Origin of the sequence: Burkholderia sp. MSMB1826 (assembly GCF_001526325.1) — a bacterium.
Classification (GTDB): domain Bacteria; phylum Pseudomonadota; class Gammaproteobacteria; order Burkholderiales; family Burkholderiaceae; genus Burkholderia.
The window spans coordinates 277,451-291,516 of the sequence record NZ_LOYN01000022.1 but is presented as its reverse complement, the minus strand read 5'-3'; the positions used below and the strand labels follow the sequence as shown (position 1 = coordinate 291,516).

Here is a 14,066-nt window from a genome sequence, read left to right as displayed (position 1 = left end):
TTGGCGCGTCGCCAAGAAGCGGTATCCTCGACAACCATGATGGTTGGGTCCGCCTGGCCGCGCAGTCATGAGGTCGCGCTATAAAATGGCCTCTGGTCGTATTCGTAACTTTGGAGCGTGTGCATGAAAATCCTGGTGCCAGTGAAAAGAGTGGTCGACTACAACGTGAAGGTCCGCGTGAAGTCGGACAACACGGGTGTCGACATCGCGAACGTGAAGATGTCGATGAACCCGTTCGACGAAATCGCCGTTGAAGAAGCCGTGCGCCTGAAGGAAGCGGGCGTCGCGACCGAAGTGATCGCGGTGTCGGTGGGCGTCGCGCAAGCGCAGGAAACGCTGCGCACGGCGCTGGCGATCGGCGCGGATCGCGCGATCCTCGTCGAGTCGAACGACAGCGTCGAGCCGTTGGCCGTTGCGAAGATCCTCAAGGCGCTGGTCGACAAGGAACAGCCGCAACTGGTGATCCTCGGCAAGCAGGCGATCGACGACGATTCGAACCAGACCGGCCAGATGCTGGCCGCGCTGGCAGGTCTGCCGCAAGCGACGTTCGCATCGAAGGTGACGATCGCCGACGGCAAGGCAACCGTTGCGCGTGAAGTCGACGGCGGCGCGGAAACGCTGTCGCTGACGCTGCCGGCGGTCGTGACGACCGACCTGCGCCTGAACGAGCCGCGCTACGTGACGCTGCCGAACATCATGAAGGCGAAGAAGAAGCCGCTCGAAACGGTGAAACCGGAAGACCTCGGCGTGGACGTCGCGCCGCGTCTGAAGACGCTGAAGGTGGTCGAGCCGCCGAAGCGCGCGGCCGGCGTGAAGGTGCCGGACGTGAAGACGCTGGTCGAGAAGCTGAAGACCGAAGCCAAGGTGCTGTAAAGGGAGCGGAAAGAAATGACGATTCTGGTAATTGCAGAACACGACAACGCGTCGATCAAGGCCGCGACGCTGAACACGGTGGCGGCGGCGGCAAAGATCGGCGGCGACATTCACGTGCTGGTCGCGGGTCACAACGCGCAAGCGGCTGCCGACGCGGCCGCGAAGATCGCGGGTGTGTCGAAGGTGCTGCTGGCCGACGCGCCGCAACTGGCCGAAGGCCTGGCGGAAAACGTCGAGACGACCGCGCTGAACATCGCGAAGGACTACTCGCACATCCTCGCGCCGGCGACGGCCTACGGCAAGAACGTCGCGCCGCGTATCGCCGCGAAGCTCGACGTCGCGCAGATCTCGGACATCACGGCAGTCGATTCGGCCGACACGTTCGAGCGCCCGATCTACGCCGGTAACGCGATCGCGACGGTGCAATCGAGCGACCCGATCAAGGTCATCACGGTGCGTGCGACCGGTTTCGATCCGGTTGCAGCGGAAGGCGGCAGCGCAGCGGTCGAGAAGATCGAAGCGGCAGCCGACGCCGGCAAGTCGCAATTCGTCAGCCGTGAAGTGACGAAGCTGGACCGTCCGGAGCTGACCAGCGCGAGCATCATCGTGTCGGGCGGCCGCGGTCTGGGCAGCGGCGAGAACTACACGAAGGTGCTGGAGCCGCTGGCGGACAAGCTGTCGGCCGCACTCGGCGCATCGCGCGCGGCAGTCGACGCCGGCTACGTGCCGAACGACTACCAGGTCGGCCAGACCGGCAAGATCGTCGCGCCGCAGCTGTACATCGCGGTCGGCATCTCGGGCGCGATCCAGCATCTGGCCGGGATGAAGGATTCGAAGGTGATCGTCGCGATCAACAAGGATCCCGAAGCGCCGATCTTCAGCGTGGCCGACTACGGCCTCGTTGGCGACCTGTTCGCGCTCGTGCCGGAACTCGTGAGCGAGCTCGGCTGACGCGGCGTGACGCTTCAGCGGTAAGCACACGGGAAGAGGGGCGCGACGAGCGCCCCTTTTTTGTTGTGTCGTCGTGGAAGAGGCGCGAGCGTCGCTCGGCGGGAAGAATCCGGATCGTACCGTGTCGTGCGGAACGTATCCTCGCGCACGCACGACGGGTAGCGTCGATTCGAGCGCCGTGCGACGGCGGCATGCGCAGGTCGATTGAAGCGTCGTGCCGAATCGACACTCGCGGTCGCGGTTGCGCTCGCAGCCGCCGAAACGAGAAAGGCGCCCTCGGGCGCCTTTCTCGCTGATGCAACGGGCCCGCATCGCCGCGGGCCGTTCCGATTTACGCGTATGCCGGGCGCGTCTGGCCGGGCACGTCCTTCAGGTAACGATGCACCGACAGGTCGTCGGCCTGGATCGCGGGCATCTTGCCGGAGATCAGGTCCGCGAGCAGTTGGCCCGAGCCGCACGACATCGTCCAGCCGAGCGTGCCGTGGCCGGTGTTCAGGAACAGGTTCGACACCGGCGTGCGGCCGACGATCGGCGTGCCGTCCGGCGTCATCGGGCGCAGGCCCGTCCAGAACGTGGCCTTCGACGTGTCGCCGCCACCCGGGAACAGGTCGTTCACGCACATCTCGAGCGTTTCGCGACGTGCCGCGCGCAGCGTCTTGTCGAAGCCGACGATTTCCGCCATGCCGCCGACGCGGATGCGCTGGTCGAAGCGCGTGATCGCGATCTTGTAGGTCTCGTCGAGCACGGTCGACACGGGCGCGGCGGCTTCGTTGACGATCGGCGCGGTGATCGAATAGCCCTTGAGCGGATAGACGGGAATCTTCATCAGGTTCGAGATGAAGCGCGTCGAATACGAGCCGAGCGCGACGACGTACGCGTCGGCACGCACCGTCTCGCTGCCGCACTGCACGCCGGCGATCTTGCCGCCCGCGATCGCGAGCGCATCGATCGGCGTGTTGTAGCGGAACTTGACGCCGAGCGATTCGGCGAGCGCGGCGAGGCGCGTCGTGAACAGCTGGCAATCGCCCGTTTCGTCGCCCGGCAGGCGCAGGCCGCCCGTCAGCTTGTGCGAGACGGCGGCGAGCGCCGGTTCGGCTTTTTTCAGTTCGGCCGGTGACAGCAGTTCGAACGGCACGTTCGCTTCCTGCAGCACGGCGATGTCCTTCGCCGCGCCGTCGAGCTGCTGCTGCGTGCGGAACAGTTGCAGCGTGCCGCCCGTGCGGCCTTCGTACTGGATGCCGGTGTCGGCCCGCAGCGCCTGCAGGCAGTCGCGGCTGTATTCGGCGAGACGGACCATGCGCCCCTTGTTGACCGCATAGCGCTCGGCCGTGCAGTTGCGCAGCATCTGATACATCCACTGGAGTTGGAAGCGCGTGCCGTCGAGGCGGATCGCGAGCGGCGCGTGCTTTTCGAACATCCACTTGACGGCCTTCAGCGGCACGCCGGGCGCGGCCCACGGCGCGGCATAGCCGGGCGAGATCTGGCCTGCGTTCGCGAAGCTCGTCTCCAGCGCCGGGCCGGCTTCCCGGTCGATCACAGTGACTTCATGGCCGGCGCGCGCAAGGTAATACGCGCTTGCCACGCCCACTACACCGCTGCCCAGAATGACGACTCGCATAGCTGCTCCAGATGGAAGGGACCAGATTGAGGCCGGGCGCACCTGCGGCTCCGTGTAACCTCTAGCTGATCTAGTTTTTCGAGCTATGGTATTGTCGAATGTACAGTTTTTGTTATCGTATTTTTTCGGTTTTCAGCATAAACAAATGAGAACGCAACGTCAGCCCGTACGCTCGCTCGACAAGCTCGACCGGCGCATTCTGAAACTGCTCCAGGACGACGGCCGGATGGCGATGAAAGATCTCGCGGAACAGGTCGGACTGACCGTCACGCCGTGCATCGAGCGCGTGCGACGCATGGAGCGCGACGGCGTGATCACCGGTTATCACGCGCGGGTCGACCCGGGTCAGCTGGGCGCCGCGCTGCTGGTGTTCGTCGAGATCACGCTCGGCCACAAGGGCGGCAACATGTTCGAGCAATTCCGCCGGGAAGTGATGAAGATCGACGAGGTGCTCGAATGCCATCTCGTTTCCGGCGATTTCGACTACCTGATCAAGGCGCGGATCGGCGAGATGGCCGACTACCGGAAACTGCTCGGCGACATCCTGCTGCAGTTGCCCGGCGCCGTGCAGTCGAAGAGCTACGTCGTGATGGAAGAAATCAAGGAAACGCTGACGATCGCCGTCGGCGAGTGACGCGCCGACGGCCCGTTGTCGGGCCCTTTATCCCGTCCTTGGCATGCTGCGCCCAATACTGTATAAATGTACAGTATTGGGCGCAGGCAAATGGGTGGGCACATGGACGATCGGTCCGACAACGAATTTCCGATAGCGCCGCCCGTGCCCCGCAAGGGGCGCGGTGCGGTCGACAACTTCCAGGGGCGGTACGAAATCGCGCAGCGCGAAGCGGTGGACGACGGCTGGACGCACGAGTCCGACGACGCCGATTTCCCCGCGCCGCTGCGCACGCAGGTATTCGAGGAGCGGGCGAAGAGCATCCTGACGCACAATCAGTCGCCCGATATTCCGTTCAGCGTGTCGCTCAATCCGTATCGCGGCTGTGAGCACGGTTGTATCTACTGCTTCGCGCGGCCAACGCACAGCTACCTCGGGCTGTCGCCGGGGCTCGATTTCGAAAGCCGCATCTACGCGAAGGTGAACGCGGCCGAACTGCTCGAGCGCGAGATTTCGCGCAAGCGCTACGTGCCGGAGCCGATCGCGCTCGGCGTCAACACCGACGCGTACCAGCCCGTCGAGCGCGACCTGCGCATTACGCGCAGCGTGATCCAGGTGATGCACGATCGCGGGCTGCCGTTCGCGGCGATCACGAAATCGTCGCTGATCGAGCGCGATCTCGACCTGCTCGCACCGATGGCCGAACGCGGGCAGGTGATGGCGGCGGTCACGATCACGACGCTCGATGCCGAGCTCGCGCGCACGCTGGAGCCGCGTGCGGCCACGCCGGCGCGGCGGCTGCGCACGATTCGCGCGCTGCGAGATGCGGGCGTGCCGGTCGGCGTGAGCATTGCCCCGGTGATTCCGTTCGTGACCGAGCCCGACATGGAGCGCGTGCTGGAGGCCTGCGCGGAAGCCGGCGCGACGCATGCGAGCTACATCATCCTGAGGTTGCCGTGGGAGGTTGCGCCGTTGTTCAAGCAATGGCTTGCCGCGCATTTTCCCGATCGTGCGGAGCGCGTGATGAACCGCGTGCGCGACATGCGCGGCGGCAAGGATTACGACTCGGATTTCTCGAAACGGATGAAGGGCGAGGGGATCTGGGCCGACCTGTTGCGGCAGCGCTTCCGCCAGGCCGTCAAGCGGCTCGGGTTGAACGAACGCACGAACGGTATCCTCGATCTGTCGCGGTTCAGCGGTGCACCTGCCGCCGTGGTGCCGGCGCCGCGTGTCGCGGTGCGCGCAGCCGGCGCGAAGCCGCGCGACGACATGCAGTTGAACCTGTTCTGACCGGCGAGCCATGCAGTCGCCGGTGTGCCGTATCGACCGTATCGGTCGTGCTTACTGCGAAATCTGCTTGGCTGCTTCGACCTGCGATTCGAAGTAGGTCTGGAACGACAGCGCGAGCGCGGTCATCAACAGGAACGCGCCGATCAGCAGCGAGAAGATCACGACGAAGATCACGGTCCAGCCCGACCGGCTGTGCTTGCCGGTGTCCGCGTTGAATTGCGCATCCCATTTTTCGTCGGGGCGCAGCCCGTAGACGAGTGCGGCAAGAAACGCCGCCAGCAGCGAGATTGCGCCGGGTACCGCGAGCCACCAGCCGAGGCCGGCGCTTCGCTGCGTTGCTGCGAGCAGGAGGAAACCCGGGACGCCGACGATCGTCGCGAGCAGGTGAGCCCAGCCGTACACATCGCGAAAGCCGTACAGATAGAAGCGGTGCGCGCCGAGCGAGCCGAGCAGGAACGCGAGGGCGGCGGTGAGCGTCTTGGAGCGGAAGCGGCGGGGCGAAGCGGTGCTGCTGGACATGGATGGCGGCGTATTGTCGTTGGCATGGGCGGGGCCGGCAGGCCGGCGCGGACGCGCGGCCCGGCACGCATTCTACGATGCCCGGTCGGGCCCGGTCACGCGTCGCCTGCGTCAAGGTGCCGCATAGGTCACGCGGTAGATCGCGCCGGCGTAATCGTCGCTGACGAGCAGCGAGCCGTCCGGTAGCGGCAATACATCGGCCGGGCGTCCCCATACGGTGCCGTCGGGCCGCAGCCAGCCCGTGATGAACGGTGTTTGTCGAGCGTGGCTGCCGTCCGCCGAGACGACTACGCGCATCACGCGGTAGCCGACCTTCGTGCTGCGGTTCCATGAGCCGTGCTCGGCAATGAAAACATTATTTCGATACGACGCCGGAAACATCGCCCCGGTATAGAAGCGCATCCCGAGCGCCGCGACGTGCGCGCCGAGTTTCAGGACGGGCGGCACATAACGGCGGCAGACGTCGACGCCGCCGAATTCGGGGTCGGGCGTATCGCCGCCGTGACAGTATGGAAAGCCGAAGTCGAGGCCGGTGCGCGGCGCACGGTTCAGCTTGTCGTCGGGTACGTCGTCGCCCATCATGTCGCGCCCGTTGTCGGTGAACAACAGCTCGCCCGAGTCAGGGTGCCATGCAAAGCCGACCGTATTGCGTATGCCGCGAGCCACCACTTCACGCCCGCTGCCGTCGGCGTTCATCCGCGCGATGATCGCGTAGCGGTCGCGATCGGCGAGGCAGACGTTGCACGGCGCGCCGACGGGCACGTACAGCTTGCCGTCGGGGCCGAACGCGATGAATTTCCAGCCGTGATGATGGTCGGTCGGCAGCGCGTCGGTCACGACGACGGGCGCGGGCGGTCGGGCGAGCCGGTCGTCGATACGATCGAGGCGCAGAATGCGCGAGACGGCGGATATATAGAGGGCGCCGTCGCGATAGGCGACGCCGACGGGCAGGTCGAGCCCGGACGCGATGACGTAGTGTGCGCTGATCCGGCCCTCGTGCATCGCGAACGCATGGACGCGGCCGTCTCGCGTGCCGACATACAGAATGCCGTGCGGCGACCACGCCATTTCGCGCGCGGCCGGTACGGCGTCGGTCAGCACGCTCACATGGAAGCCGGGCGGCACAACGAGTTCGTTCACCGGCAGCGGCGCGGCAAACGCCGGTGCGGACGCGACGCAGGCAAGGCCGGCAAGCAGCGCCGCCAATTGGCGCTGCACGCGGCGCATCGGGGTGGCGCGAAGGGGCGGCATGACGGTCGGGAGCATCCTCGATACGACGATTGTAGGCCCGGCTGGCGGGCCGTCCGCGGATTTTTACGCGTAAGTGTTTGTTGTACCTCTGGTTTCCGGCTATAATCGCGTGTTTCAGTAGTTTCGAACCCGGTTTTCCCGAAGGACATCATATGGTTATCATCCGTCTGGCTCGTGGCGGCTCGAAGAAGCGCCCGTTCTACAACATCGTCGCTACCGATTCGCGCAACCGTCGTGACGGCCGCTTCATCGAGCGCGTCGGCTTCTACAACCCGGTCGCCACGAAGGGCGAATCGCTGCGTATCGCTCAGGATCGCCTGACGTACTGGCAAGGCGTTGGCGCGCAACTGTCGCCGACCGTCCAGCGTCTCGTGAAGGAAGCGCAAAAGGCGCAACCGGCTGCCTAACGTGGCACGGTGTGCCGGTCGTGCCGGCTGTGAGGTGCATTGATGGCGGGTCACGATTCCGGTAATGCAAGGCGCGGGCGTGCGTCATTCGGCGCATTCGTCCGCAAGCCGGTCGAGCGCGACACGGTCGCGAACGCCGGTCAGGCTGCCGAACAGGGCGGCCCCGAAGCGACGCAAGCCTGGCCCGACGATGCCGTCGAGGTCGGGGCGGTAGTCGACGCCTACGGCCTGAAGGGCTGGGTCAAGGTGGCGACGCATGCCGATAACGGTCGCGGTGGCGACGCGCTGCTCAGCGCGCGTCGCTGGTGGCTGGAACGCGGTGCGGAGCGGCTTTCCGTCCGCATCATGCAGTCGAAGACGCACAGCGACACTGTCGTTGCGCAACCCGCGGGTGTCGGCGACCGCGATGCTGCGCTGTCCATGCGCGGCTTTCGCGTGTTCGTGCGCCGGGAAGATTTCCCGGCACTGGCCGCGGACGAATTCTATTGGGTCGACCTGATCGGCCTCGATGTCGTCAACGAGCAATCGGTGGCGCTCGGGAAGGTGAGCGGGATGATCGACAACGGCGTGCATTCGATCATGCGCGTCGAGTATCCGGCAACCGGCAAAGACGGTCGGCCGACCACCGACGAGCGGTTGATTCCGTTCGTCGGCGTCTACGTCAAAACGGTGGATCAGGCGGCGCGTCGTATCGTCGTCGACTGGGAAGCCGATTACTGAAATGAACCAGGTTACCGAGAGCGCGGTGCAGTTCGACGTCGTCACGCTCTTTCCCGAGATGTTCCGCGCACTGACCGACTGGGGAATCACCAGCCGGGCCGTCAAGCAGGGGCGCTTCGGGCTGCGCACCTGGAATCCGCGTGATTTCACGACGGACAACTACCGCACGGTCGACGATCGTCCGTACGGCGGCGGTCCGGGCATGGTGATGCTGGCCAGGCCGCTCGAAGCCGCGATCGACGCCGCGAAAGCGGCGCAGGCGGAGCAGGGCATCGCGAGCACGCGTGTCGTGATGATGTCGCCGCAAGGCGCGCCGCTCACGCATGATCGTGCGGTGCGGATGGCGCAGGAGCCCGGCGTCGTCGTGCTGTGCGGTCGCTACGAAGCGATCGATCAGCGCCTGCTCGACCGTTGCGTCGACGAGGAAATCAGCCTCGGCGATTTCGTGCTGTCGGGCGGCGAACTGCCGGCGATGGCGATGATGGATGCGGTCGTGCGGCTGCTGCCCGGCGTGCTGAACGATTCGCTGTCGGCCGTACAGGACAGCTTCGCCGACGGTCTGCTCGATTGCCCGCACTACACGCGCCCCGAGGAATACGCCGGCGTGCGCGTGCCGGACGTGCTGCTCGGCGGGCATCATGCCGAGATCGAGCGGTGGCGGCGCCAGGAAGCATTGAGGAATACGTTGCGGAAGCGGCCGGACCTGATCGTCCGGGCGCGCCGCGAGAAGTTGTTGAGCCGCGCCGACGAGGCGTGGCTCGCGAACCTCGCACGCGAAGCGAAGGACGCCTCCTGAGGCGGCTGCGCGAGCGGGAATTGGCGGTGCCGTACATGCGTGTGCGGCGCCTGATGTGAATCCATCCTCTATCGGGGCCAAGCCTGGAAGCAGGCGGGTTGAACGCCGACACGATGGCATAAGGAGTCAGTAATGAATCTGATCGCAAAACTTGAGCAGGAAGAAATCGAGCGCGCGCTCGCCGGCAAGACGATCCCCGATTTCGCCCCGGGCGACACGGTGATCGTGAACGTGAACGTGGTTGAAGGTAACCGCAAGCGCGTTCAGGCTTACGAAGGCGTCGTGATCGCGATTCGCAATCGTGGTCTGAACTCGAACTTCATCGTCCGCAAGATCTCGTCGGGCGAAGGCGTCGAGCGTACGTTCCAGACGTACTCGCCGCTGCTGGCAAGCATCGTCGTGAAGCGTCGCGGCGATGTGCGTCGTGCGAAGCTGTACTACCTGCGCGAGCGTTCGGGCAAGTCGGCTCGTATCAAGGAAAAGCTGGTGTCGAAGGATCGCGCCGCAGCAGCTTCCCAAGAGTAAGAGCTGTAAGGAAAAAGCACCCAACCGGGTGCTTTTTTCATTCTGGCGCGACAATATGCTCGATACGACACGAACCCGAGAGCCCCATTGAATCGCCGCCCCATCATCGATCCCGAAGTATTGCCGGTCGAAGGCACCGGCGCCGGCCTGCCGGTCATCGATTCCAGGCTGATGACGCCGCCCGGCCTGCGCGAACGGTTCGCGCGCACGCTCGAATGGAGCGTCGAACCCGGCGAGGCGAGGCTGCAGGAAGGCGTCGATCCGCGTAGCGCGGCCGTCCTCATGCCGCTCGTCGTCCGCGAGTCGGGCCTCACCGTACTGCTGACGCAGCGCGCCGATCACCTGAACGACCACGCCGGACAGATCAGCTTTCCCGGCGGCCGTCGCGAGCCGTTCGACCGCGACGCGACCGCCACCGCGTTGCGCGAGGCGAAGGAGGAGATCGGGCTGGCCGCCGAACGCGTCGAGATTCTCGGTGCGCTGCCCGACTACCTGACCGGCACGGGGTTCTGCGTGACGCCGGTGGTCGGCCTCGTGCATCCGCCGTTCACCGTGCAGGCCGACACGTTCGAAGTTGCCGAGATTTTCGAGGTGCCGCTCGCGTTCGTGATGAACCCCGCGAACCATCAGGTGCGCGTGTTCCGATGGGAGGGCGGCGAGCGTCGTTTTTTTGCCATGCCCTATCCGAATGGCAAACCGGACGGCCATTACTTCATCTGGGGTGCAACTGCCGCCATGTTTCGCAATTTGTATCGCTTCTTGGCCGCCGGCTAGGCGGGCGCGCCGGCCGGCGCGCGCGACCGGCTGCCCGGCGACCGCGCCGCGCAGCCATGCGCGACTGACGCTGTGCTATCGTTATGCAAAAAATGACATAACTCCGAAGACGGCGCCACGCATGACTTTCTTTTCGGTTCTCCTCGCTCTCATCATCGAACAGATCCGCGCGTTGTCGCCGAGCAATCCGGTATTCGCGCTGTTCCAGTTTCATGCGGAAACCGTCGCGCATGGCCTCGACGCCGGCAAGCAGAAGCACGGAATCCTCGCCTGGCTCGCGGTCGTGCTGCCGTGGGTACTGATCGTCGCGCTGATCTATTTCCTGCTGTACAAGGTGAGCTTCGTGCTCGCGTTTCTGTGGAACGTCGCCGTCGTGTATTTCACGCTCGGCTTCCGCCAGTTCAGCCACTACTTCACCGATATCCATCTCGCGCTCAACAACGACGACGTGCCGCGCGCGCGAGAAATCCTGCACGAGTGGACGGGTATCGACACGGTCGACATGCCGGTCGGCGAAATCGTCCGTCATACGCTGATCCACGCGGTCGTCGCGTCGCATCGCCACGTCTTCGGCGTGTTCTTCTGGTACGTGCTGCCGCTCGGTCCGGCGGGCGCCGTGCTGTACCGGATTTCCGAATACCTCGCGCGCAGCTGGTCGACGCCGGGCGACGACCGCACGGTTGCCTTCTCGACGTTCGCGCAGCGCGCGTTCTTCGTGATCGACTGGATTCCGTCCCGGCTGACGGCGCTCGGCTTCGCGATCGTCGGCAATTTCGAGGATGCGATCTACGCGTGGCGCAACCATACGCGCCAGTGGCCCGACCCGAACGACGGCGTGCTGCTGGCCGCCGGCAGCGGGGCGCTCGGCGCGCGTCTCGCCGGGCCGCTCGCGGAGCCGTCGAGCCTCGATGCGCTGGCGGTCGGCGACAGCGGTCCGTTGACGGTCGGTGACGATTGCACGCCGCGCACGCTGCAGTCGGCGGTCGGCCTCGTGTGGCGCGCGGTGATCCTGTGGATGATCCTGTTGCTGATGCTGACGCTGGCGGTCTGGGTATCGTGACGCGCTAGCCCGGCGCCCGACGAAATGAACAGGCCGGCTTGATGCCGGCCTTTTCGCTGTGGGTCGGCGCAGTGCGTTCAGTCGTCGCGCGGATCGCGCACGGCGCCGCATTGCCAGCACGCGGTGAATTGCGCTTCGAGCGCTTCGCCGCACTGCCGGCAGCGCCAGGGTGCGGCACCGGCCGACGGGCCGTGCGATGCGGCATCGAGGAGCCGGCGGGCGAGCGCGTCGTCGCGTTCGTCGTCGAGCCACAGTTCGGGCGTGCACGCATCGGCGGGCAGGCCGCCGAGCGCGCCGGTCGCGTAGCAGTTGTGCAGTTCGCAACCGATGCCGGCCACCTGGAGCACGTTGGCCCAATGCTGCGCGGTCGCGAGGTCGGGTGCCTTGAAACGCATCGCCGCTCCTGTCGATGAAGGCCGGCCCGTCTGGCGCCGGCCGGCCGTCGCACACGTCGCGCGATCAGCGGACGATCTGGCTCGCCTCGTGCACGAGCTGCGCGTACAGCGCATGCCGGGACGGCGCGATGCGGCCGTCGGCGACGGCTTCGAGGATCGCGCAGCCCGGCTCGTGCAGATGATGACAATTATAGAAACGGCAGTCCGCGAGCAGTGGCCGGAATTCCGGAAACGCACGCTCGAGGCGGCCTTCGGTCAGGTGGTAGAGGCCGAATTCCTGGAAGCCCGGCGAATCGATCAGCGCACCGCCGCCTTCCAGCGGGTACAGGCGCGTGAACGTCGTCGTGTGACGGCCGCTGTTGAGCGCGGCCGAAATCTCGCGGGTCGCGGCTTCGGCGTCGGGCACGAGCAGGTTCACGAGCGTCGACTTGCCCATCCCCGACTGGCCGAGCAGGATCGTCGAATGGCCGGCGAGGTGCGGCATCAGTTGCGCGCGCGCGTCGTCCGGCGCGCCTTTCACCGACAGCTCGAGCACGTCGTAGCCGAGCGCGCGGTACGGCGCGAGGCGTTCGCGCGCGACCGGCAGTGCGGCCTCCACGTCGATCTTGTTCAGCACGACGAGCGGCTTCAACTCGTTCGCTTCGGCGGCGATCAGCGCGCGGCCGAGCAGATCCTCGCTGAAATAGGGCTCGGTCGCGAGCACGATCAGCAGTTGGTCGAGGTTCGCCGCGAACAGCTTCGACTTGAACTGGTCGGAGCGGTACAGCAGGTTACGCCGTTCGCCGATCTCCACGATCACGCCCTGGTCGGCCGACGCGAGTTCGTACGCGACGCGGTCGCCGACCGCGACGTCGCTCTTCTTGCCGCGCGGGAAGCATTGCAGCATCGGGCCGCCGTCGTCGGGGGCGACGATGTAGTGGCGGCCGTGCGCCGCGATCACGCGGCCTTCGGCCCGTTGCGCGCCCGATGCGCGCGGGGCCGGCTTGCGGGAGGTCGGCCGGCTCATGCGTGCTGCAGCAGGCGGTCGATCCGCTGCGACGCAGGCGGATGCGAGTAGTAGAAGGCCGTGTAGACGGGGTCGGGCGTCAGCGTCGACGCGTTGTCTTCATAGAGTTTCACGAGCGCGCTGACGAGATCCTGCGCGTCGGTCTGGCTGGCCGCGAACGCGTCGGCCTCGAATTCGTGCTTGCGCGACGTGAGGCTGCTGAACGGCGTCGCGAAGAACAGGAATACCGGAATCGCGAGGAAGAACAGGACGAGCGCGGCGCCCGCGTTGCTGGTGTCGAGCGACGGCGTGACGCCGAGCCCCGTATAGAACCACGTGCGTTGGGCGAGCCAGCCGAGCAGCGCGAGCAGCACGAGGCTCAGCACGAACGACACGAGCATCCGCTTCATCACGTGGCGGCGCTTGAAGTGGCCGAGCTCGTGCGCGAGCACGGCTTCGATCTCCTGGCCGGACAGGCGCGCGAGCAGCGTATCGAAGAACACGATCCGCTTGGATGCGCCGAAGCCCGTGAAATACGCGTTACCGTGCGCGGAGCGGCGGCTGCCGTCCATGACGAACAGGCCCTTCGCTGCGAAGCCGCAGCGCTTCATCAGCGACTCGATGCGCGCGCGCAGCGCGTCGTCCTTCAGCGGTTCGAACTTGTTGAAGAGCGGTGCGATGAAGGTCGGGTAGATCAGCAGCACGAGCATCTGGAACGCGACCCACACGATCCAGGTCCACAGCCACCACAGGCTGCCGGCCTGGTTCATCAGCCACAGCACGACGAACAGCAGCGGCAGGCCGAGCACGGCGCCGAGCAGCGAATTCTTCAGCATGTCGGTGAAGAACAGCCGCTTCGTCATCCGGTTGAAGCCGAAACGCTGCTCGATCCCGAACTGGCGGTAATACTCGAACGGGACGTCGATCACGCTCATGATCGCGAGCACCGCGGCGACCAGCGCGACCTGCTGCCCGTAGCCGCGGCCGAGCCAGCCGGTCAGCAGCGTGTCGAGCGCGCCGACGCCGCCGAGCAGCGTGAGGCCGACCAGCACGGCCGCGCTGACGACGATCTCGAGCATCGTGAGCCGGGTGCGCTCGACCGTGTAGTCGGCCGCGCGCTGGTGGGCGGTCAGCGGGATGGTGGCGCTGAATTGCGCGGGCACGCCGTTGCGGTGCGCGGCGACGAAGCGGATCTGCCGCGACGCGAGCCACAGCTTGGTGACGACCATCGCGAGTACGGCGATCGCGAACAGCAGGGTGAACGAAAAGGGTGACATCGAAGGCGCCAA

The 14,066-nt window shown here is 65.9% G+C and carries 16 protein-coding genes; 10 read left to right on the top strand and 6 right to left on the bottom strand.

Translation table 11 applies throughout. The features are described 5' to 3' along the window. Positions 1-123 precede the first annotated feature (123 nt). Positions 124-873, top strand: a complete 750-nt coding sequence (locus tag WS95_RS13590; RefSeq protein ID WP_034206727.1) for an electron transfer flavoprotein subunit beta/FixA family protein — start codon at positions 124-126, stop codon at positions 871-873. A 15-nt stretch (positions 874-888) separates the two neighbouring features. Next, positions 889-1,824, top strand: a complete 936-nt coding sequence (locus WS95_RS13585) for an electron transfer flavoprotein subunit alpha/FixB family protein (RefSeq protein WP_059824233.1) — start codon at positions 889-891, stop codon at positions 1,822-1,824. A 331-nt stretch (positions 1,825-2,155) separates the two neighbouring features. Here the strand turns inward: WS95_RS13585 and WS95_RS13580 are convergent, their stop codons facing one another. After that, complete coding sequence (locus WS95_RS13580; RefSeq protein ID WP_034206729.1) at positions 2,156-3,442, bottom strand: D-amino acid dehydrogenase; 1,287 nt, start codon at positions 3,440-3,442, stop codon at positions 2,156-2,158. Between the two features lie 145 nt (positions 3,443-3,587). On the opposite strand from WS95_RS13580, the gene WS95_RS13575 reads away from it, so the two are divergent. Together WS95_RS13575 and WS95_RS13570 are read left to right on the top strand one after the other, a co-directional pair. Beyond that, positions 3,588-4,076, top strand: coding sequence for an Lrp/AsnC ligand binding domain-containing protein (locus WS95_RS13575; RefSeq protein WP_012492860.1), 489 nt, complete (start codon positions 3,588-3,590; stop codon positions 4,074-4,076). A 90-nt stretch (positions 4,077-4,166) separates the two neighbouring features. Next, positions 4,167-5,345 carry a PA0069 family radical SAM protein gene (locus WS95_RS13570; protein ID WP_059779711.1) on the top strand — a complete coding sequence of 393 codons (1,179 nt, stop codon included), beginning with the start codon at positions 4,167-4,169 and terminating at the stop codon, positions 5,343-5,345. Positions 5,346-5,396: 51 nt separating this feature from the next. Here WS95_RS13570 and WS95_RS13565 read toward each other — a convergent pair whose 3' ends face one another. Continuing rightward, the gene (locus WS95_RS13565) at positions 5,397-5,864 is read right to left on the bottom strand and encodes an NINE protein (RefSeq protein ID WP_034206731.1); all 468 of its coding nucleotides are present in this window, start codon (positions 5,862-5,864) and stop codon (positions 5,397-5,399) included. Between the two features lie 111 nt (positions 5,865-5,975). Beyond that, entirely contained in the window at positions 5,976-7,115 is a 1,140-nt protein-coding gene (locus WS95_RS13560) for a PQQ-dependent sugar dehydrogenase (RefSeq protein WP_059824604.1), read from the bottom strand. 152 nt (positions 7,116-7,267) lie between these two features. Here WS95_RS13560 and rpsP point away from each other — a divergent pair, with 152 nt between their 5' ends. The 6 genes from rpsP to WS95_RS13530 all read left to right on the top strand — a co-directional run bounded on the left by rpsP (position 7,268) and on the right by WS95_RS13530 (position 11,397). After that, entirely contained in the window at positions 7,268-7,522 is a 255-nt protein-coding gene (gene rpsP, locus WS95_RS13555) for a 30S ribosomal protein S16 (protein ID WP_006476550.1), read from the top strand. Positions 7,523-7,564: 42 nt separating this feature from the next. Continuing rightward, entirely contained in the window at positions 7,565-8,242 is a 678-nt protein-coding gene (gene rimM / locus WS95_RS13550; protein WP_059779713.1) for a ribosome maturation factor RimM, read from the top strand. Between the two features lies 1 nt (position 8,243). Continuing rightward, entirely contained in the window at positions 8,244-9,038 is a 795-nt protein-coding gene (gene trmD, locus WS95_RS13545) for a tRNA (guanosine(37)-N1)-methyltransferase TrmD (protein WP_034206733.1), read from the top strand. A 132-nt stretch (positions 9,039-9,170) separates the two neighbouring features. Further along, positions 9,171-9,563: a 50S ribosomal protein L19 gene (rplS, locus tag WS95_RS13540; RefSeq protein ID WP_006486838.1), complete on the top strand. Its 393-nt coding sequence runs from the start codon at positions 9,171-9,173 to the stop codon at positions 9,561-9,563. Positions 9,564-9,650: 87 nt separating this feature from the next. Next, a complete protein-coding gene (locus tag WS95_RS13535) occupies positions 9,651-10,337 on the top strand; it encodes a CoA pyrophosphatase (RefSeq protein ID WP_034206734.1) in 687 nt (228 codons plus the stop codon). 121 nt (positions 10,338-10,458) lie between these two features. Beyond that, positions 10,459-11,397, top strand: a complete 939-nt coding sequence (locus WS95_RS13530) for a CobD/CbiB family protein (protein ID WP_059824231.1) — start codon at positions 10,459-10,461, stop codon at positions 11,395-11,397. A gap of 77 nt (positions 11,398-11,474) precedes the next feature. Here the strand turns inward: WS95_RS13530 and WS95_RS13525 are convergent, their stop codons facing one another. The 3 genes from WS95_RS13525 to WS95_RS13515 all read right to left on the bottom strand — a co-directional run bounded on the left by WS95_RS13525 (position 11,475) and on the right by WS95_RS13515 (position 14,054). Beyond that, positions 11,475-11,792: a putative signal transducing protein gene (locus tag WS95_RS13525; protein WP_021159739.1), complete on the bottom strand. Its 318-nt coding sequence runs from the start codon at positions 11,790-11,792 to the stop codon at positions 11,475-11,477. A 64-nt stretch (positions 11,793-11,856) separates the two neighbouring features. Further along, a complete protein-coding gene (gene rsgA / locus WS95_RS13520) occupies positions 11,857-12,798 on the bottom strand; it encodes a ribosome small subunit-dependent GTPase A (protein WP_034206736.1) in 942 nt (313 codons plus the stop codon). After that, the gene (locus WS95_RS13515; RefSeq protein ID WP_059824229.1) at positions 12,795-14,054 is read right to left on the bottom strand and encodes a M48 family metallopeptidase; all 1,260 of its coding nucleotides are present in this window, start codon (positions 14,052-14,054) and stop codon (positions 12,795-12,797) included. Before WS95_RS13515 ends, rsgA begins: the two co-directional genes overlap by 4 nt. Positions 14,055-14,066 lie beyond the last annotated feature (12 nt).

Bases quoted from the DNA above. Each gene is read 5' to 3' on its own strand.
- WS95_RS13590 (WP_034206727.1), top strand. From the start codon at position 124: ATGAAAATCCTGGTGCCAGTGAAAAGAGTGGTCGACTACAACGTGAAG.
- WS95_RS13585 (WP_059824233.1), top strand. From the start codon at position 889: ATGACGATTCTGGTAATTGCAGAACACGACAACGCGTCGATCAAGGCC.
- WS95_RS13580 (WP_034206729.1), bottom strand. From the start codon at position 3,442: ATGCGAGTCGTCATTCTGGGCAGCGGTGTAGTGGGCGTGGCAAGCGCG.
- WS95_RS13575 (WP_012492860.1), top strand. From the start codon at position 3,588: ATGAGAACGCAACGTCAGCCCGTACGCTCGCTCGACAAGCTCGACCGG.
- WS95_RS13570 (WP_059779711.1), top strand. From the start codon at position 4,167: ATGGGTGGGCACATGGACGATCGGTCCGACAACGAATTTCCGATAGCG.
- WS95_RS13565 (WP_034206731.1), bottom strand. From the start codon at position 5,864: ATGTCCAGCAGCACCGCTTCGCCCCGCCGCTTCCGCTCCAAGACGCTC.
- WS95_RS13560 (WP_059824604.1), bottom strand. From the start codon at position 7,115: ATGCCGCCCCTTCGCGCCACCCCGATGCGCCGCGTGCAGCGCCAATTG.
- rpsP (WP_006476550.1), top strand. From the start codon at position 7,268: ATGGTTATCATCCGTCTGGCTCGTGGCGGCTCGAAGAAGCGCCCGTTC.
- rimM (WP_059779713.1), top strand. From the start codon at position 7,565: ATGGCGGGTCACGATTCCGGTAATGCAAGGCGCGGGCGTGCGTCATTC.
- trmD (WP_034206733.1), top strand. From the start codon at position 8,244: ATGAACCAGGTTACCGAGAGCGCGGTGCAGTTCGACGTCGTCACGCTC.
- rplS (WP_006486838.1), top strand. From the start codon at position 9,171: ATGAATCTGATCGCAAAACTTGAGCAGGAAGAAATCGAGCGCGCGCTC.
- WS95_RS13530 (WP_059824231.1), top strand. From the start codon at position 10,459: ATGACTTTCTTTTCGGTTCTCCTCGCTCTCATCATCGAACAGATCCGC.
- WS95_RS13525 (WP_021159739.1), bottom strand. From the start codon at position 11,792: ATGCGTTTCAAGGCACCCGACCTCGCGACCGCGCAGCATTGGGCCAAC.
- rsgA (WP_034206736.1), bottom strand. From the start codon at position 12,798: ATGAGCCGGCCGACCTCCCGCAAGCCGGCCCCGCGCGCATCGGGCGCG.
- WS95_RS13515 (WP_059824229.1), bottom strand. From the start codon at position 14,054: ATGTCACCCTTTTCGTTCACCCTGCTGTTCGCGATCGCCGTACTCGCG.